Source organism: Pseudofrankia sp. EUN1h, from assembly GCF_001854645.1.
Classification (GTDB): Bacteria; Actinomycetota; Actinomycetes; order Frankiales; family Frankiaceae; genus Pseudofrankia; species Pseudofrankia saprophytica.
In genome coordinates this window covers 336,195-355,646 of sequence record NZ_MBLN01000002.1, presented here as the reverse complement: position 1 = coordinate 355,646, position 19,452 = coordinate 336,195, and the positions used below count along the sequence as shown (strand labels likewise).

The window sequence follows — 19,452 nt, the reverse complement described above, 5'->3', positions numbered from 1 at the left end:
GCCGGCGAGGAGCCGACGTGCACAATTTCGCCGACAGGGGTGCCGTCCTGGCCAACGCCGTCCTGGCTCGTGGCACCGTCACCCATCCGACAACGCGCGAGTGACACGACAGGCAGAGATGCCGCCAACACAGAGCGTGATAGGACTACGGACGAGCTGGTGCCACCCCGACCTGCTGGACGGCTCACCCCCCGGCAGCACAGGCGCCGCTATGCGCGCGCCCAAATAGGCCGCCAGGTAGGCTGGGCCGGTACCTGAGGAGGTTACTGAAGGTGTCTGAGCAGGTCCGCGAGCAGGCCCGGGAGCGGGAGACCCGCCGGCTCGACCGGGTCGTCGTGCGGTTCGCCGGCGACTCCGGCGACGGTATGCAGCTCACCGGCGAGCAGTTCACGAGCGAGACGGCGACATTCGGAAACGACCTGTCGACGCTCCCGGACTTTCCCGCCGAGATCCGCGCACCAGCGGGTAGTCCGGCCGGTGTGTCCGGTTTCCAGCTGCATTTCTCCGACCACGACATCCTGACGCCCGGTGATGCGCCGGATGTCCTGGTGGCGATGAACCCGGCCGCTTTGAAGGCCTACCTGAAAGACCTCCCGCCGGGTGCCGACCTCATTGTGAACACGGACGCCTTCACGGGTGGAAACCTGAAGAAGGCGGGCTACACGGCGGATCCGCTGACCGACGGCACGGTGGACAAGTACCGCGTGCACAAGGTCCCGCTGACCTCGATGACCATCAACGCGGTGAACGCCACCGAGGGCGTGGCCGGCGTGGTCAACAAGAAGGAGGCCGAGCGGGCGAAGAACATGTTCGCCCTAGGCCTGATGAGCTGGCTGTACCACCGGCCGACCAAGGGCACGGAGGAGTTCCTCCGGCAGAAGTTCGCGAAGCGCCCGGAGATCGCCGAGGCGAACGTCGCCGCGTTTCGTGCCGGGTTCAACTACGGCGAGACGACCGAGTCCTTCTCGGTGACCTACGAGGTCGCGCCGGCCCGGATGAAGGCGGGCACCTACCGCCGTATCTCCGGCAACCTGGCACTGTCCTACGGCCTCGTCGCCGCCGGTGAGCTCACCGGTCTGCCGGTGTTCCTCGGCAGCTACCCGATCACCCCGGCCTCCGACATCCTGCACGAGCTCTCGAAGCACAAGCAGTTCGGCGTCCGCACCTTCCAGGCCGAAGACGAGATCGCCGGCATCGGCGCGGCGCTCGGCGCCTCGTTCGGCGGCTCTCTCGGGGTCACCACCACCTCCGGCCCGGGTGTCGCGCTCAAGTCCGAGACGATCGGCCTCGCGGTCAGCCTCGAGCTCCCGCTGCTGATCGTCGACATCCAGCGCGGCGGCCCGTCGACGGGGCTGCCGACCAAGACCGAGCAGGCCGACCTGCTGCAGGCGATGTTCGGCCGCAACGGCGAGGCGCCGGTGCCGATCATCGCCCCGCGCTCGCCGTCGGACTGCTTCGACGCCGCGATCGAGGCCGCCCGGATCGCGACCAAATACCGCACGCCGGTGTTCCTCCTCTCCGACGGCTACCTGGCCAACGGCTCCGAGCCGTGGCTGCTGCCGGTCCGGGAGCACCTGCCGGAGATCCCGGTCCAGCTCACGACCGAGCCGAACCACGACGGCGACTTCTGGCCGTACCTGCGTGACCCGCAGACGCTGGCCCGCCCGTGGGCGGTGCCGGGCACGCCGGGTCTGGAGCACCGGATCGGTGGCCTGGAGAAGGCGGACGGCTCGGGCACGATCTCGTACGACCCGGACAACCACGACCGGATGATCCGGCTCCGGCAGGCGAAGATCGACGGCATCGCCGCCGACATCGCGCCGCTGGAGGTCGACGACGTGTCCGGCTCGGCCCGGGTGCTCGTGCTCGGCTGGGGCTCGACATACGGYCCGATCGCCGCGGCCGTCCGCCGCGTGCGGGCCAAGGGCCTGCAGGTGGCCCAGGCGCACCTGCGCCACCTCAACCCGTTCCCCGCCAACACCGGCGAGGTACTGCGGTCCTACGACCGGGTGCTCGTGCCCGAGATGAACCTCGGTCAGCTGCGCACCCTGGTCCGGTCCGAGTTCCTGGTCGACGCGATCGGCTACAACCAGGTCCGAGGCCTCCCGTTCAAGGCGGCGGAGCTCGCGGGCGTTCTGGAGGATGTGATCAACCAGTGACCATCACCACTAACGGCAAGGTCAGCGCTGGCCGGGTAACCAACCGGCTGCTCGACCTGGTCCCGGCCGCGCCGGGTCCGCAGAGCCGCAAGGACTTCGCTTCGGACCAGGAGGTCCGCTGGTGCCCGGGCTGCGGTGACTACGCCATCCTCTCGACCGTGCAGGGCTTCCTGCCGGAGCTGGGGGTAGCCCGCGAGAACATCGTCTTCATCTCGGGCATCGGCTGCTCGTCCCGCTTCCCGTACTACCTGCAGACCTACGGCATGCACTCGATCCACGGCCGCGCGCCCGCGATCGCGACGGGCCTCGCCACCTCGCGGCCGGACCTGTCCGTGTGGGTGATCACCGGTGACGGCGACTCGCTGTCGATCGGCGGGAACCACCTGCTGYACGCGCTCCGCCGGAACGTGAACATCAAGATCCTGATGTTCAACAACCGGATCTACGGCCTGACCAAGGGTCAGTACTCGCCGACCTCCGAGATCGGGAAGATCACGAAGTCGACCCCGCACGGCTCGCTGGACCGGCCGTACAACCCGACGTCGCTGACGCTCGGCGCGGAGGCGACCTTCGTCGCCCGCTCCATCGACTCGGACCGCCAGCACCTCACCTCGGTGCTGCGGGCCGCCGCGGAGCACCCCGGCGCGGCCTTCGTCGAGATCTTCCAGAACTGCAACATCTTCAACGACGGCGCCTTCGAGACCATGAAGGACCGGGACACCCGCGACGACGTGACCCTGCGCCTGGAGCACGGCCAGCCGCTCGCCTTCGGCGCCGACGGAAGCAAGGCGATCCGCCGGGCCGCCGACGGGAGCCTGGCGGTCGGCGCTGCCAGCGACGAGGGTGTGCTCGTCCACGACGCGCACGCCGTCGACCCGAGCCAGCAGTTCGCCCTGTCTCGGCTGACCGGTGACTCGCACGGTGTCACCCCGATCGGCGTCTTCCGCGACGTCGACGTGCCCAGCTACGACGAGGAGCTCAACGCCCAGATCGATCGGGCCAAGGAGCGCCAGGGCGAAGGCAATCTGATGTCCCTGATTGCCGGCAAGGAAACCTGGACGATCTCCTGATCCGGAGCTGGCCGAGGTCAACCGAGGTCAGCGGGCAGCGATCTCCCGATGGCCGGGGCGGCACACATGCCGCCCCGGCCATCGCCGTTTTGGCTGGATTTTGACCGGGCTCTGGCCGGACTTTGATCGAGCTTTGGCCGGAGACGACGGCAGAGCCCGCGGAAGGGTCCGGATGACGCCGAGTACCGCACCGTCGTCGGGGACGACTAGCTTCTACCGGCTAGTCCGGCAACGGTAGGGCCACGAACTCTGTGCCAACTCACCCGCCGCGTGAGGGTCGCGGGTATCCGGTGGAACTATGGTCAGTAGCAGGCCCCGTTCCATTCGCGGACGGCGGCATGATCGATCGGTCCAGGGACGCGGAGGCGCTACCGGCGATGGATGGCAACCCGACCGAGCCCGCCGGCCCGGACGGCGCCGCGTCCCGCCGGGACGACGTCTCCCCGTGGCCGCGGACCGGCGAGTTCGCGCTCTCCTACCAACCCCCGCCCACCGACTTCGGCGGCGGCTTCATCCCCAGCGAGACGAGCGCCATTCCGCTGGGCCCGCTCTACCTGCAGACTCCGTACCGCGATCCGGCCGACTACGTGGCGCCCGCGCCGCCGCCCGGCTATCCGGGACAGACTCAGGGCCAAGGCGGCTACCCGCCGCCGTATCCCGATCCCGCGGCGCCCGCGGGCGACGCCACTTACTACGAGCAGGCGTCCTACCACGAGCAGGCGCCGCCCTCGCCCTGGCAGGAGCAGTCCGTGCCCTGGCCGGCGGCTCCCCCGGAGCAGCAGCCGGGCTGGTCGGCGGGACAGCCGGGGCCGGCGGAACAGTCGGGCTGGCCGGTGACTCCCCCGGCGGAGCAGTCGAGCTGGCCGGCCGCCTCCCCAGCCCCAGAACCGCCGGGCTGGCCGGCGTACGGCGAGTCCGGGACGCACCTGGCGCCCGGTCAGGCGTCGGTGCCCATCGACGCTTCGGCGGACTACGGCATTCCACCGCCGGCGCCCTATGGCCAGTGGGTATACGGGCAGCCCGACCAGGGGTCGCCGCCAGATCCCGGCGACTGGTTCACGCCCGCCGACACCGGCGCGATCCCGATCGGTCCCCGCCACGAGTCACCGCCGGTACCCCAGCAGTACCCGGCCGCCCCGTTCGCCGGCCCGCCCACCCAGCTGCCCGGGCCGCCATACGAGGGCCAGTTCACGCCGGACGCGTATGGCGGCGGGTACGGCGCGTATGGCGCGTATGGGCAGAGCCCGTCCTACGGCGACCAGCCGGACCCGGAGCAGTCCCGCCAGGTCACCGGCTACCAGGTCGAGTTCTACGCCTACCAGCGGACGATCTACCAGCAGCCGCCGGGCGCTCCGGGAAGTACGCCGTTCCCGCCGGCGGAGGACCCCGCGGCGCAGACCGGCGCGTTTCCGCTCTACTACCCGCCGCCGCCGGCGGACCTCGGTGGCAGCGGGTTCGCCGCGACGGACACCAGCGCCATCCCGATCATGCCGGTGGCGCCCGCCTGGTCCGACGACCTGACGCAGCAGGCCACCGCGGCGCCGGACCTGGCCCCGGCTGACACGGCGTGGCCATACTCGACGTGGCCGGCCGACGCCGGCGACGCGTGGCCACCGATGACGTTCGCGGCTCCGGACGCCACGGCGGTTCTCCCCGCGGGAGCCTGGGCGGACGGCTCAACGGCCGAAGGCTCCACGGACGACTCGACGGCCGGCGCGACGTCGGCGGACGAGCCTGCGGCGTCGAGCGACGAGCCGGCCGCCACGGGGGCCGTCGTCGCACCGACGGGAACTCGTGGTCTACGGGCGCGGCGGCGCCGGCGGCGGCGGGTCGCGCTGCTCGCGGTCTGCTGCCTCCTGGTGGCCGCGGTCGCGGGCACCCTCGCGCTGCGGCTGGTCGGCGCGGGCGATGACCAGGGTGGCCGGGACGCGTTGACGGCCGGGACGCTCGCCCCCGGCGGTGAGCAGCCGCGCGTGACCAGGACCTATCCCTTCCCAGTGATCGCCCTGACCCAGCGCGGTGCCGCTGGCGCGCCGGCCGCGCCGGCCACGTCGGCGGCCGGGACGATGCCGCCGGGCGGCGCCTTCGGCCAGGCCGTCGGTGCCCCCGTCCACCCGTCGCAGGCCGGCGCGACCCCCAGCGTGGGGAAGCCGCGCGCGCCGGCGCCGGCGCCGACGACGACCGTGACGCCAGCGGTGCGCGGGAACTTCCCACCAGCTCCCCCGGCCCCGTTCCCGGTCCCAGGGGAATGATCATCCGCCATCCGTTGACTAGTTGTTGTCTGCCCGGACGGTTTCCGATGGTGGCACCCCGATACGCGAACGTGATCGATGTCCGGTATGGTGTGGTGTGCGCGTGGGGGTGCGTGCGGTGTCGCCCGGGGGGGTCCACACCGATCCAAAGCCGGAGGCTCCGTGCATCGCCGTAACAGGCACAGTCACGACTGGCACAGGCGCAACTGCCGCCACCATGAGAACGCGGTCGGGTGCCATCTGGTGCTCGTCGGCGCGCTGACGCCCACTGGAGCGCGACGTGGCTAACTACACCGCCGGTCAGCAGAGCTGGGCCGGCACCCAGGACGCCCACCTGGCCTACCCACCGGCCGAGGAGCCCGCGGGCTGGCCATTCGCTCGCGGGCACGGCCTCGCCTCCAGGGGCGTGCCACCCCAGCCGACCTTCCAGGCGTCGGTTCCACCGCGCCCGGCGGTGCTTMCGCCCGGCGAGCTCGACACGGTGACCGGCCCGATCTCGCTCAGTACCTCCGCGCGCCGCGACCGCGCCGCCGAGCCACAGGGCGGCGGTTACGGGCACAGCTACGAGGGCTATCGGAGCCACCCGGACCCCGCCGGCCACGGCCGCCCCGACTACTCGGGCGGCCACGGCTACCCGCCGGGCGGCCAGGCCTATGCCGATGGTTACGGCTACGGCTACCCGAACGCTGACGGTGGCTACGCCGCCGACAGCGAGTACGCGGACGACACCGACTACGCGGTCCTCGATGACGGGTCGTCCTACGACGACGCACTGGTCATCCCGGCCGTTCCACTGGGCACGACGTTCGTCGCCGCCACCCCGGCCGCTCGCTCGGCGCGGGGCACCGACACCAGGGCCTTCGACACCGGGGCCGACCAGGAGACGCGTACCCCCGGCAGGCGAGGCGCGCCGGGCGGCGGCAGCACCCGGGCAAAAGGCGAGAAGAGTGAAGGCGCACAGCAACGGGCTCCGGGAGCGCACCGGGCGCCTCTCGGGCGGCCTGGCAGCGCCAGGGCGAAGCTCGCCATCGCGAGCACGGCCTCGCTCGCCGGTCTGTCCGCGCTCGTGGGCAGCGCGGTGCTCGCCACGGACACCGGACCGCTGACCATTCCGGCCGGGCCGGGTGGCGGCACGTCGACGGGCCAGTTCCCAGCCGTCCAGTCGTCCGGCTCCGGGGCCGACTCGTCCGCGGCGAGTGCCTCGTCGCCGATCACGCCGGGCCTTACACCAGCGGTGCCGGTGATACCGCTCGTGCCCAACCAGTCCGACTCCTCGGACGCCGGTGACGGCTACCTCGACGCCGCGGCCGGGTACGACCCGACGCTCGAGGCCCTCGCCCCGACATACGACGGCACGTACGACCCGACCGTGGACACCTCCACGGACTCCTCGTACCCGACGGACGGGCTCGGTAGCGGCGGGGTTCCGATCATCCCGCTCACCCCGCGAGACGTGTCCGCGCCCGACCCGACGACCGGCACTCCGGCCACCACGGCCGCGGACCAGCCGCCGACGGAGGGCTCGGTCTTCAACTGGTTCGGGATCGGCACCGTCCCCGAGACCGAAGCCGGCACGCCAAGCCCGTCGCCCACGGCCTCGCCGGGGCAGGACGACACGGCGCCCCCGCCGGACGCCACGACCGACCCCACCACCGCCCCCAGCGCCGCGGCGCCGACCGATCAGGCACCCGCACAGGCACCGGCACAGGCACCGGCATCGCAGGGGACCGACCAGGCTTCGACCACCCCGCCGCAGGACACGGCCACCCCGGCCGCGACCGACTCGGGCACCCCGGCCGACTCCACGGCCTCGATGCCCGTCGACCCGATCACGGTCGTCACCCTGGACCCGCTGGAGAACGTCGACTATTTCACCAAGGCGACGATCGGCTGGTTCTCCTAGCCGACAAGGTCGACTGGTTCTCCTAGCCGACGAGGAGCCCGAAAAGCAGGCCGGCCCCGTTCCCGCATCGCGGGACGGGGCCGGCCTGCGTCCGGGTCCGGTTGGGACGCGCTGATGGTCGGTCTGCTGGTGGTCGCGGTCTAGCCCGTGCGTGCGACGACGAAGTCGGCCAGGCTCTCGAGAGCGGCCTTGGCGGAGCCCTCCGGCAGCGGAGCCAGGCAGTCACGGGCGCTCGACGCCCAGGAGCTCAGCTGGGCGCGGGCCTCGTCCATTCCGGGGTGGGCGCGCAGGATCTCGATCGCCTCGCCGAGCGCCGCGTCCGAGGCGAAGCCGTCGGCCAGCAACTCGCGCAGCCGGTCCGCCCCCGCGTCCCGGCCGCGCAGGGCGTACAGCATCGGCAGCGTGCGGACGCCGGCCCGCAGGTCGGTGCCGGGGGTCTTGCCGGAGGCGGYGCTGTCGGAGGCGACGTCGATGATGTCGTCGGACAGCTGGAAGCCGACGCCGATGCGCTCCCCGAAGGTGGCCATGATGTCGGCCGTCACCGGGTCGGCGCCGGCCATCATCGCGCCCAAGCGGCCGGACGCGGCGATCAGCGACGCGGTCTTGCCGGTGACGACCCGAAGGTAGTGCTCGACGGGGTCGTCGTCCGGCATCGGCCCGACGGTCTCGCGGATCTGGCCCTCGCACAGCGTCGCGATCGTCTGCGCGAGGATCCTGGTCGCCTCGGGGCCGAGGTCCGCGGTGATCTCCGAGGCCCGAGCGAACAGGTAGTCCCCGACGAGGATCGCCACCGTGTTCGTCCACCGGGCGTTGGCGGACGCGGCCCCGCGTCGCAGCGGGGCCTCGTCCATCACGTCGTCGTGGTACAGGGTCGACAGGTGGGTCAGCTCGATGGCGGCCGCGGCCTGGATCACCTCCGGCGCGGCCGAGTCGGCGAAGTGCGCCGCGAGCAGCACCACCATCGGACGGAAGCGTTTCCCGCCCGCGTCGGTGAGATGCCGCGACGCCTCCGTGACGAACGTGAACTCACTGCGGACCGCCTCGCGCAGGAGTCGCTCGACGTCGGTGAGGCCCGCTCGCACGGCGGATTCGAGATCAGGGTCTGCCCTGATCCCCATCGTGTCCAGCCCGGTTCTGCTCATACCGCCATCAGCGTACGAAGCCTGAGGCCGCCGCGTGACTGGCGAGGTCCAACAAAGGCTGCGGAGCCACGCCGAGAAGCAGGGTGACGAGCGCGCCGACGCCGACCGTGGCGTAGGTGAGGCTCGGCCGGGTGACCACGACCGGGCCGTCGGCCGGCGGGTCGGAGAAGAACATCAGCACGATCACCCGGACATAGAAGAACGCGGCGATCGCGCTGCACACCAGCGCGATGACGACCAGCGGGGTGGCGTCCCCCTCGATGGCCGACTGGAACACCGCGAACTTGCCGGTGAAGCCGCTGGTGAGCGGGATGCCGGCGAGCGCGAGCAGGAGGAAGGCGAAGATTCCCGCGAGCCATGGCGATGTCCGCCCAAGACCCTGCCACTGGGACAGGTCGCTGGCCTCGCCGTCGCTGGTGCGGACCAGCGAGACGACGGCGAACGCGGCGATCGTCGTGAACCCGTAGGTGACCAGGTAGAACATCGAGCCGGACAGGCCGTCGGTGTTCGCGGCCGCCAGCCCGACGAGCAGGAAGCCGGCGTGCGCGATGGCCGAGTAGGCCAGCATCCGCTTGATGTCGCGCTGGGTCAGCGCCAGCACGGCGCCGATGGCCATGGTGAGGATCGCTACACCCCAGACGACCGGCCGCCAGTCCCACCGCAGCCCGCCGAAGGCGACGTAGAAGACCCGCAGCAGCCCGCCGAAGGCGGCGACCTTGGTGGCCGCGGCCATGAAGGCGGTGACCGGCGTCGGCGAGCCCTGGTAGACGTCCGGCGTCCAGGAGTGGAACGGCGCCGCGCCGATCTTGAAGAAGAAGCCGACGGCGAGCAGACCCACCCCGAGGTAGAGGTAGGTGTCGTTCGCGCCCGCGGTGCCGGCCGCGTCGGCGATGGCGCCGAGGCGCACGGTGCCGGCGTAGCCGTAGATCATCGCCAGGCCGTACAGGAAGAACGCCGACGAGAACGCGCCGAGCAGGAAGTACTTCAGCGCCGCCTCCTGCGAGAGCAGGCGCCGGCGGCGGGCGAGCCCGGCCAGCAGGTAGAGCGGCAGCGAGAGGATCTCCAGCGCGACGAACATCACCAGCAGGTTGTTCGAGGCGACGAACATCAGCATCCCGGAGACCGAGAAGGCCAGCAGCGGGTAGGCCTCGGTCTGGACCTCCTTGGAGGTCTGCATCGCGGTCGACCCCGCCGCGCCGGGAGTGACCGCCGCCGAGGCGACGATGGCACCGCCCGAGGAGTCCAGCCGGCGTTCGGCGACCAGCAGCACCGTGAACAGGCCGAACAGCAGGATCGTGCCTTCCAGGAACAGCGTCGGGCCGTCGATGGCGAGCGCGCCGGACACCAGCGTGGAGCGGCGGGAGTGCAGCAGCACGACGGCGATGAACGCCGCGGCGAAGCCGGCGAAGGCAAGCAGCGGCTGGATCCGCCGGCGGGCCGCGGGCGCCGCGAACGCCTCGACCAGGATGCCGGCGAACGCGAGCCCGAGCACGATCAGCAGCGGRCTGATCGAGGAGTACTCGACGTGCGGCGTCTGGATCGGGGCGATGGTCGTCGCGGACGAGGCGCCGAGGAAGACGGGAGCGGCGCTCACTAGTGGCCTCCGGTGGTGGTCACACCGGCCACCGGGACGCTCGGTGCCGGGTCGTGGTGCCCGACATCGGAGAACGTGGCCGTGACCGTCGGGTTGATGATGTCGATCAGAGGCTTCGGGTAGACGCCCAGGGCGACGATGAGCGCGACCACCGGTGCGACCACCAGCTTCTCCCGCAGGGAGAGGTCTGCGACGAGCTTGTTCTCCTCGTGCACGACCGGCCCGGTCATCGTCCGCTTGTACAGGTGCAGCACGTAGAGGGCCGCCAGCACGATGCCGCAGGTCGCGACGATCGCCAGCGCCTTGTACTCGGTGAACGTGCCGACCAGGACGAGGAACTCCGACACGAAGCTGTTCAGGCCGGGCAGCGCCAGCGACGAGAGCCCGGCGACGAGGAACACGCCCGCGAGGACCGGGGTGACCTTCGCCATGCCGCCGTAGGCGTCGACGTCCCGGCTGCCGCGGCGGGCGACCAGGAAGCCGACCACCAGGAACAGCAGGCCGGTCGACAGGCCGTGGTTGACCATGTAGAGCACCGCGCCGGTGCCGGCCTGCGAGGTGAAGGCGAAGCAGCCCAGCGCGATGAAGCCGAAGTGGGCGAGCGACGTGTACGACACCAGCCGCTTCATGTCACGCTGCCCGATCGCGAGCAGCGCGCCGTAGAAGATGCCGATCACCGCGAGCGCGAGCACCAGCGGGGCGAAGTAGTCGGCCGCGTCCGGGAACAGCGGGATGCAGTAGCGGATCAGGCCGAAGGTGCCGACCTTGTCGAGCACCCCGACGAGCAGCACCGCGCCGCCGGTGGGCGACTGGGCGCCCGCGTCCGGCAGCCAGGTGTGGAACGGGAACAGCGGAGCCTTGATGGCGAACGCGATGAAGAAGCCGAGGAACAGYCACTTCTGCGTGCCCTCGCTGATGTGCATCTGGCGCAGCGCGGCGAAGTCGAACGTGCCGTGCCCGAGCTGGTGCACCGAGACCACGTAGAGGCCGATGACCGCGGCGAGCATCAGCAGGCCGCCGAACAGGCTGTAGAGCAGGAACTTGACCGCCGCGTACGAGCGCTGCGTCTGCTCCTTCGGCGCCCCGTAGCTCCCGATGAGGAAGTACATCGGGATGAGCATCGCCTCGAAGAAGACGTAGAACAGGAACACGTCGGTGGCCGCGAAGACGCCGACCATGCCGGCCTGCAGCGCGAGCAGCAGCGAGAAGAACGCCCCGACGCCGCGCTTGCCCTGCTCGGACTCGTGCCAGGAGGCCAGCACCACGACCGGCATCAGGACCGAGGCCAGCAGGATCAGCACGATCGAGATGCCGTCGGCGCCGACCGAGTAGGACACGCCGAACTGCTTGATCCAGTCATACCGCTGGGCGAACTGGAAGCCGGGCTTGTCGGGCTCGTAGGCGATGGTGGCGAGCACCGCGAGCACCAGCTCGACGAGCGTGAGGAACAGGGTGGCCTGCTTGGCCAGCGTGCTCGCACTCTTGGGCAGCAGCGCGACCAGGATCGCGCCGGCGACTGGGATGACCAGCAGGATCGTCAGCCAGGGAACGCTATGCACGTCAGCCCGCCCTCACCAACAAAAGGGCACCGACCACGAGGACCGTGCCTCCCAACATCGAAAGTGCGTACGTGCGGACGTAGCCGGTCTGGGTGCGCCGTAGCCGGCCGGACAGGCCACCGATGGCCGCCGCGGTCCCGCCGACCAGGCCATCGATGATGATCTTGTCGAACCAGACCAGGAAGCGGACCAGGTAGTTGCCCGGGATCATGAACGCGGCCTCGTTGAAGGTGTTCGCGTACAGGTCGTGGCGGGCGGCGACGGTGAGCGGGCTGACCGCGGCGTCGGGCTTGGCCACCGCGTCCACCGGGCGCAGCTGGTAGCGCAGGACGGCGCCGGCCAGGCCGCCGGCGCTGACGACCAGGGTGAGCAGCGTGAGCACCGTCGGCGAGATCGTGTGGTCGGCCTCGCCGTGCTCGCCGACGACGGGGGCCAGCCAGTCCTGCAGGGTGCCACCGAGGACGAGCAGCGCTCCGGCGGCCACCGAGCCGACGGCCAGCAGGATCATCGGGCCGGTCATCGTGACGGGCGACTCGTGCGGGTGCTTCGCGTCCTCACCCTCGTGGGACCAGCGCGCCTTGCCGTGGAAGGTCATCAGGAACAGCCGCGTCATGTAGAAGGCGGTGATCCCGGCGCCGAGCAGGGCGACGATCCCAAGGATGTAGCCCGATGTCCCACCCTTGTCGAACGCCGTCTCGATGATCTTGTCCTTGGTGAAGAAGCCGGAGAACGGCGGGCAGCCGATGATGGCCAGGTAGCCGAGGCCGAACGTCACCCAGGTGACCTTCATGTACTTCCACAGGCCGCCGTACCTGCGCATGTCCTGCTCGTCGTCCATCGCGTGGATGACCGAGCCGGAGCCGAGGAACAGGCCGGCCTTGAAGAAGCCGTGCGCGAGCAGGTGGGCGATGCCCAGGGCGTAGCCGGCCGGCCCGAGCCCGACGGCGAGGAACATGTAGCCGATCTGGCTGACCGTCGAGTAGGCGAGCACCTTCTTGATGTCGTCGTAGGCGCAGCCGATCACGCACCCGATGAGGATGGTGACCGCGCCGATGATGACGACGACCGTGCGGGCGTCCTGCGTCTCGTTGAAGATCGGCGCCGACCGGGCGATCAGGTAGACACCGGCGGTGACCATCGTCGCCGCGTGGATGAGCGCGGAGATCGGGGTCGGGCCCTCCATGGCGTCCGGGAGCCAGGCCTGCAGCGGGAACTGGCCGGACTTGCCGCAGGCGCCGAGCAGCAGCAGCAGCGCGATCGCGGTGATGGTGCCCTGGCCGATGCCGCCGCCCGCGGCGGCGGTGAAGACGTGGTCATAGCTCGTGGAGCCGAGCGTGCTGAACATGAACATGATCGCGATCGCCAGGCCGACGTCGCCGACGCGGTTCATGTAGAAGGCCTTGTTCGCCGCGGTGGCCGCCGCCGGCTTGTACTCCCAGAACTTGATGAGCAGGAAGCTGGAGAGGCCGACGAGCTCCCAACCGGCGTACAGCGACAGGAAGTTGTTCCCCAGCACCAGCAGCAGCATGGAGGCGAGGAACAGGTTCATGTAGGCGAAGAACTTCCGCCGGCCCGGGTCGTGGGCCATGTAGCCGATCGAGTAGACGTGGATCAGCGTGCCCACACCGGTGATCAGCAGGACGAAGACGGCCGAGAGCTGGTCGACGAGCAGCCCCGCGTCGACCTGGAACCCGTTCACCGGTATCCAGGTGAACAGATGCTGGGAGACGGCGCGGTCCGAGCCGTCCCGGCCGACGAGAGTGAAGAAGACGACCAGGCCGACGACGAAGCTCGCCAGTGCCGCGAGCGTGCCGAGCACGTGGCCGAACCTGTCGGTGCGCTTCCCGCCGAGCAGCAGCACCAGGGCGCCGGCCAGCGGCAGCGCGATGAGCAGCCAGGTCAGCGAGAACGCACCGCTCGCGGCGGCGTAGTGCACGGCGCCGCCCTCGGCGGCCGCGGGAAGCTCCGGCGTCATCGCGGACCGGTCCCGAGGTGCGACGGCGTAACGCCGTCGAGGACTTCCAGCTTCACTGCAGTTCGTCCGTTCTTCGCTTAGCCGGCGGCGCGCACGCGTCGCGCGCCTGCGTCGGCCTAGTCCGGATCACTTGTGGGGCGGCTGGACGGGCTGGGCCCGTCAGTACTTCCAGAGGCAACGGCCGCCGGGCGTGCGGAGAAGATCTCTTCCGCGCGCCCGTAGGCCCGTCAGCACCTCAGAGGCAAGGCCGCCGGACGTACGAAGAGGATCATTTTCGCACGCCCTTTGGCCCGTCAGTACTTCAGCAGGTTCACGTCGTCGACCGACGCCGACCTGCGCGTTCGGAAGATCGTCAGGATGATCGCGAGCCCGATGACGACCTCGGCAGCGGCCACCACCATCACGAAGAAGGCGATGACCTGGCCCTCGAGGTTGCCCTGGATCCGGGAGAAGGTGACCAGCGACAGGTTCACGGCGTTGAGCATCAGCTCGACGCACATGAACACGACGATCGCGTTGCGCCTGACCAGCACCCCGACCGCGCCGATCGCGAACAGCAGCCCGGACAGCACCAGGTAGTTCCCCGGGTTCACAGTCCGCTCCCCTTCCCGGCGCCGACCGGCGCCGTACCGTCAGCCGCGCCGGGCCCCGTGGCGTCCGGGCCGGATGGGTCCTCGCCGCCGGGCGCATCGCCGCCGACCGCGTCGCCGCCGGGCGCCAGCTCGGACGGCGCGCCGCCGACCAGGCCGTTCGAGCCACCAGGCAGCATCGGCCGCTGGTCGGCCGAGTCGGTCCGCGCGTACACGCCGGGGCCGGGCAGCGGAGTGAGCACCCCGCCGCTCTCGAACCGCCTGCGCAGGGTCTCCTTCTGCGACGGCCTCGGCCCGGTCCGCTCGCGGTGGCTGAGGATCATCGCGCCGACGGCCGCGATGACCAGCAGCGCGGACACCGCCTCGAAGGCGAACACGTAGTCGGTGAACAACAGCCGGGCGATGGCGTGGATGTTGCCACCGCCGGCCTTGTTCACGTCCGCGACACCGGMCGCGGGCTGCCCCTTGATGACCTTCCCTAGCGGGAAGACGAGCAGGCCCGCGAAGCCGAGGCCGAGCACGGCCGCCGCCAGCCGCTGCCCGCGCAGCGTCTCGACGAGGGACTCGGTCGAGTCGACGCCGATCAGCATCAGCACGAACAGGAACAACACCATGATCGCGCCGGTGTAGACCACGATCTGCACGAAGCCGAGGAACGGCGCGTCCTGCAGCAGATAACAGACCGCCACACAGAACAGGTTGGCGACCAACAGCAGTGCGCCGTGCACGGCGTTCTTCGCGAGCACCATGCCGAGCGCGCCAAGCACGGCGATCGGAGCGATGATCCAGAAGGTCAGCGCCTCACCACCCGAGGTGCTGGTGATCGGCGCCGCCGCGGCGAGAAGGTGCGGGTCCATCAGTGCTCCGAACCGGACCCGCCGTCGCGCGCCAGCTCCTGGAAGGCGGGCAACGGTGTGTTCGGGTCCCAGCGGTAGTAGTCGGTCTCGCTGTCACCGAGGTACATCGGGTGGGGCGCTGCCTCCATCCCCTCCCGTAGCGGCGCGAGCAGCTGCTCCTTGGTGAAGATCAGGTCGTTCCGGCTGTCATCGGCGAGCTCGTACTCGTTCGTCATGGTCAACGCCCTGGTCGGGCAGGCCTCGATGCACAGCCCGCACATAATGCAGCGCAGGTAGTTGATCTGGTAGACCTTGCCGTACCGCTCGCCCGGTGAGAAGCGCTCCTCATCGGTGTTGTCGGCGCCCTCGACGTAGATCGCGTCCGCCGGGCAGGCCCACGCGCACAGCTCGCAGCCGACGCACTTCTCCAGCCCGTCCGGGTGCCGGTTGAGCTGGTGACGGCCGTGGAAACGCGGCGCCGTCTCCTTCTTCTCCTCCGGGTACGACTCCGTGACGGGCTTGCGGAACATGTTGCCGAAGGTGAGGCCGAAGCCCTTGAAAAAATCGAAGGAGCCCATTGTTCAGCTCTCCTGACGCTGGCGCGGGCCAGCCGGCACGACGATGGGTGGCGCGGCGGGGTTCGCGGCGCCGTTCTCAGCGGGCGGGGGCCACGGGATGCGTTCGAGGCTCGGCGGCCCGACGTCTTCCTCGTCCTCGTCGTCGTCCGCACCCCGCCGGCCGCCGAACGCGAACTCGGCGACGACGAACAGGCCGAGGATGACGGCGACGGCGATCAGCCAGGGACGCAGGCCCGAGGTGTTGTTGTCCCGCATCGTCCGCAGCGCCGCGATGAACAGCACCCAGACCAGCCCGACCGGGATGAGGATCTTCCAGCCGAAGCTCATGAACTGGTCGTAGCGCAGCCGGGGCAGYGTGCCGCGCAGCCAGACGAAGAAGAACATCACGATCAGCAGCTTGACGATGAACCAGATCAGCGGGACCCAGCCGTGGTCGAGACCCGACAGCCCCGGAATGGGCGGGGGCTGCCAGCCGCCGAGGAACAGCGTCGTCATGACCGCCGAGACGGTGACCAGGTTGACGTACTCGGCGAGGTAGAAGAACGCGAACTTGATCGAGCTGTACTCGGTGAGGAAGCCACCGACCAGCTCGCCCTCGGCCTCGGGAAGGTCGAACGGCGTCCGGTTCGTCTCGCCGACCATCGAGATCATGTAGATCACGAACGACGGGAACAGCGCGATGTACCACCAGTCGTGCTGGCTCTCCACGATGCCCGAGGTCGACAGCGTCCCGGAGTACATGAACACCGCGACGAACGCCAGGCCCATCGCGATCTCGTAGGAGATGATCTGCGCGGCCGACCGCAGCGACCCGAGCAGCGGGTACGTCGACCCGCTGGACCAGCCGGACAGGATCAGCCCGTACACCCCGAGCGACGCCGCCGACAGCAGGTAKAGCACGCCGACCGGCAGGTCCGCGAGCTGCAGCATGGTGTGGTGACCGAAGATCGAGACCTCGGGGCCGAACGGGATGACGGCGAACGCGATCAACGCCGGGATCACCGACACCAGCGGCGCGAGGAGGAACACCGGCCGGTCCGCCAGCGCCGGGATGATGTCCTCCTTCAGCATCAGCTTGACGCCGTCGAAGAGGCTCTGCAGCCAGCCCTTCGGCCCGTGCCGGTTCGGGCCGAGCCGAACCTGCATGCGGGCGACGACCTTGCGCTCGAACACGATGCCGAACAGCGTCATGATCATGAGGAAGGCGAAGACCGCCACGCCCTTGATCAGGACCAGCCAGAACGGGTCCGAACCGAACCTGCTCAGGTCGGGGTCGGCGCCGGTGCTGCCCGCGGCGAGCAGCACCGTGGAAACCGATCCGCTCATGCCACACCTCCGGCCGTGATCTTCACGATGCCGCCGGTGGACCCGGCCAGCGCCCGGCGGACGTGCGAGCCGGGCGAGTGGGTCGGTACCCAGACCACCCGATCGGGCATGTCGACGATCTCCACCGGGAGCGTGACCGATCCCCGCTCGGTGCTGACGGTCAGCGGGCCACCCGCGGCCACGCCCGTCTCGGCGGCGGTCGCCGCCGAGAGCAGCGCCACGGCCGGGCGGGCGGTACCGGCGAGGTAGGGCTCGCCGGCCTGCAGCGCGCCGTCGTCGATGAGCTGGTGCCAGCTCGCGAGCACCGCCTGCCCCGCGGGCGGGGTGACCGGCGCGGCGGCCGAGGCGGCGGGTGYGGGCACCCGGGCGACCGCGGTTCCCGCCCGGCCGAGCGCGGCGAGCTCGCGGGCGGCGGCGCCGACGTCCGGGACGCCGAGGTCGACGCCCATCTTCGCGGCCAGCAGGTGCAGCACCCGCAGGTCCGGCAGCGCCAGGGTCTCCAGCGCCCGCTGGAACGGGCGCAGCCGCCCCTCCCAGTCGACGAACGAGCCGGCCTTCTCCGCGACCGGGGCGACCGGGAACACCACGTCGGCCACCTCGGCGACGGCCGAGCGGCGGATCTCCAGCGAGACCAGGAACGGCACGGACGCGAGCGCCTCGAGCGCCGCGGCCGGGTCCGGCAGGTCCTCGACGTCGACACCCGCGACGACCAGGGCGTCGAGCCCGGCGTTCTCGAGAGCCGCGGCGGCGAGGATCTCGGCGGTGCTCCGGCCGGGGGCGCCGGGGACCTGGGTCCCCCAGACCGCCTCGACCTCGGCGCGCGCGGCCGGGTCGGCGGCCGGGCGGCCACCGGGCAGCAGCGACGGGAAGGCGCCGGCCGCGAGCGCGCCGCGCTCGCCGGCCCGGCGCGGCACCCAGCCGAGCCGGGCACCGGTCGCCTCGGCCAGGCGCAGCGCAGCGGTCAGCGTGCCGGGCGCCTCGGCGGCCCGTTCGCCGACCAGGATGACCGCGCCCGGCTTGCGCAGCGCCTCCGCGACGCCGGCCGCGAGCTCGCCGTCCGGGCCGGGCCGGGCGCCGGCGATGCCGGCGAGCAGGTCGGCCTCGCCGCCCGGCGCCACCGGCAGCAGCGTGCCGGCGAGCTTGCCGAGCGCGCGGGTCGCGACCGGGCCGACGGAGTAGACGGCCGTGCCGAGCCTGCGGACCGTCTTGCGCAGCCGCAGGAAGACGATCGGCGACTCCTCCTCCGGCTCGAAGGCGACGAGCAGGACGGTGGGCGCGGTCTCCAGGTCGGCGTAGGTGACGCCGATGCCGGTGCCGGCGACCGCGTGCCCGAGGAACGCCTCCTCCTCGGCCGAGTGCGGCCGGGCCCGGAAGTCGATGTCGTTGGTGCGCAGCGCCAGCCGGGCGAACTTCGCGTAGGCGTAGGCGTCCTCACGGGTGAGCCGGCCACCGGCCAGCACGCCGACGCCGTAGCGGTCGCGGGTCTCGGCCAGACCGCGCGCGGCGTAGTCGAGCGCCTCGGTCCAGCTCGCCTCGACCAGCTCGCCGGTCTCGTCGTCCCGGATGAGCGGGGTGGTCAGCCGGTCGGCCTGGCGCGCGTAGGTGAACGCGAACCGGCCCTTGTCGCAGTTCCACTCCTCGTTCACCGCGCCGTCGTCGCCGGCGAGGCGGCGCATCACCGTGCCGCGCCGGTGGTCGGTGCGCAGCGAGCAGCCCGACGCGCAGTGCTCGCACGCCGTCGGCGTGGAGACCAGGTCGAACGGGCGGGAGCGGAACCGGTAGGCGGCGCTGGTGAGCGCGCCGACCGGGCAGATCTGCACCGTGTTGCCGGAGAAGTAGGACGCGAACGGCTCGTCGCCCGCCACCGCGACCTGCTCGGCGGCGCCCCGCTCGAACAGCTCGATGAACGGGTCACCGGCGATCTGCTCGGAGAACCGGGTACAGCGGGCGCACAGCACGCACCGCTCCCGGTCGAGCAGGATCTCCGAGGAGATGGCGAGCGGCTTCGGGTAGGTCCGCTTCTCCTCCTTGAACCGCGACTCGCTGCCGCCGTTGGCCATCGCCTGGTTCTGCAGGGGGCATTCGCCGCCCTTGTCGCAGACCGGGCAGTCCAGCGGGTGGTTGAGGAGCAGGAACTCCATCGTGCCGGCCTGCGCCTTGCTGGCGACCGGGGACGTCAGCTGCGTCTTGACGACCATGTCGGCGGCGACGGTCGTCGTGCAGGCGGCGACCGGCTTGCGCTGGCCCTCCACCTCGACGATGCACTGCCGGCACGCGCCGACCGGGTCGAGCAGCGGGTGGTCGCAGAACCGGGGGACCTCGATGCCCAGCAGCTCGGCGGCCCGGATGATCAGCGTGCCCTTCGGGACGCTGACCGGCAGCCCGTCGATGGTCAGCGTGACGTGGTCGGGCGGCGGGGCGGGAGGCCCGCCCGGTCCGGCCGAGGCGTCCGCGGTGACAGTCATATT

At 71.1% G+C, this 19,452-nt stretch carries 13 protein-coding genes; 4 read left to right on the top strand and 9 right to left on the bottom strand.

What is annotated here, in order from left to right:
• Positions 1 to 272 precede the first annotated feature (272 nt).
• From BCD49_RS02165 to BCD49_RS02150, 4 genes are all read left to right on the top strand, one after another.
• The gene (locus tag BCD49_RS02165) at positions 273 to 2,159 is read left to right on the top strand and encodes a 2-oxoacid:acceptor oxidoreductase subunit alpha (protein ID WP_007514777.1); all 1,887 of its coding nucleotides are present in this window, start codon (positions 273 to 275) and stop codon (positions 2,157 to 2,159) included.
• Positions 2,156 to 3,229 carry a 2-oxoacid:ferredoxin oxidoreductase subunit beta gene (locus BCD49_RS02160; RefSeq protein WP_071041050.1) on the top strand — a complete coding sequence of 358 codons (1,074 nt, stop codon included), beginning with the start codon at positions 2,156 to 2,158 and terminating at the stop codon, positions 3,227 to 3,229. The genes BCD49_RS02165 and BCD49_RS02160 overlap by 4 nt, the downstream gene beginning before the upstream one ends.
• A 338-nt stretch (positions 3,230 to 3,567) precedes the next feature.
• Complete coding sequence (locus tag BCD49_RS02155) at positions 3,568 to 5,481, top strand: hypothetical protein (RefSeq protein WP_007514775.1); 1,914 nt, start codon at positions 3,568 to 3,570, stop codon at positions 5,479 to 5,481.
• A gap of 280 nt (positions 5,482 to 5,761) precedes the next feature.
• Positions 5,762 to 7,384, top strand: a complete 1,623-nt coding sequence (locus tag BCD49_RS02150; protein ID WP_071041049.1) for a hypothetical protein — start codon at positions 5,762 to 5,764, stop codon at positions 7,382 to 7,384.
• A gap of 140 nt (positions 7,385 to 7,524) precedes the next feature.
• Here BCD49_RS02150 and BCD49_RS02145 read toward each other — a convergent pair whose 3' ends face one another.
• The 9 genes from BCD49_RS02145 to BCD49_RS02105 all read right to left on the bottom strand — a co-directional run bounded on the left by BCD49_RS02145 (position 7,525) and on the right by BCD49_RS02105 (position 19,449).
• Positions 7,525 to 8,526, bottom strand: coding sequence for a polyprenyl synthetase family protein (locus BCD49_RS02145; RefSeq protein WP_071041048.1), 1,002 nt, complete (start codon positions 8,524 to 8,526; stop codon positions 7,525 to 7,527).
• A gap of 7 nt (positions 8,527 to 8,533) precedes the next feature.
• Positions 8,534 to 10,120, bottom strand: coding sequence for an NADH-quinone oxidoreductase subunit NuoN (nuoN, locus tag BCD49_RS02140; RefSeq protein WP_007514771.1), 1,587 nt, complete (start codon positions 10,118 to 10,120; stop codon positions 8,534 to 8,536).
• Positions 10,120 to 11,679: an NADH-quinone oxidoreductase subunit M gene (locus BCD49_RS02135; RefSeq protein WP_071041047.1), complete on the bottom strand. Its 1,560-nt coding sequence runs from the start codon at positions 11,677 to 11,679 to the stop codon at positions 10,120 to 10,122. Before BCD49_RS02135 ends, nuoN begins: the two co-directional genes overlap by 1 nt.
• A 1-nt stretch (position 11,680) precedes the next feature.
• A complete protein-coding gene (gene nuoL / locus BCD49_RS02130; RefSeq protein ID WP_007514769.1) occupies positions 11,681 to 13,654 on the bottom strand; it encodes an NADH-quinone oxidoreductase subunit L in 1,974 nt (657 codons plus the stop codon).
• A 293-nt stretch (positions 13,655 to 13,947) separates the two neighbouring features.
• A complete protein-coding gene (gene nuoK, locus BCD49_RS02125; protein WP_007514768.1) occupies positions 13,948 to 14,247 on the bottom strand; it encodes an NADH-quinone oxidoreductase subunit NuoK in 300 nt (99 codons plus the stop codon).
• On the bottom strand, positions 14,244 to 15,101 hold the full coding sequence (locus tag BCD49_RS02120; RefSeq protein WP_071041046.1) for an NADH-quinone oxidoreductase subunit J: 858 nt from the start codon (positions 15,099 to 15,101) through the stop codon (positions 14,244 to 14,246). Before BCD49_RS02120 ends, nuoK begins: the two co-directional genes overlap by 4 nt.
• Positions 15,101 to 15,658, bottom strand: a complete 558-nt coding sequence (gene nuoI, locus BCD49_RS02115; protein ID WP_007514766.1) for an NADH-quinone oxidoreductase subunit NuoI — start codon at positions 15,656 to 15,658, stop codon at positions 15,101 to 15,103. Before nuoI ends, BCD49_RS02120 begins: the two co-directional genes overlap by 1 nt.
• A gap of 3 nt (positions 15,659 to 15,661) precedes the next feature.
• The gene (gene nuoH, locus BCD49_RS02110) at positions 15,662 to 16,984 is read right to left on the bottom strand and encodes an NADH-quinone oxidoreductase subunit NuoH (RefSeq protein ID WP_007514765.1); all 1,323 of its coding nucleotides are present in this window, start codon (positions 16,982 to 16,984) and stop codon (positions 15,662 to 15,664) included.
• Positions 16,981 to 19,449, bottom strand: coding sequence for an NADH-quinone oxidoreductase subunit G (locus tag BCD49_RS02105; protein WP_071041045.1), 2,469 nt, complete (start codon positions 19,447 to 19,449; stop codon positions 16,981 to 16,983). The genes nuoH and BCD49_RS02105 overlap by 4 nt, the downstream gene beginning before the upstream one ends.
• Positions 19,450 to 19,452 lie beyond the last annotated feature (3 nt).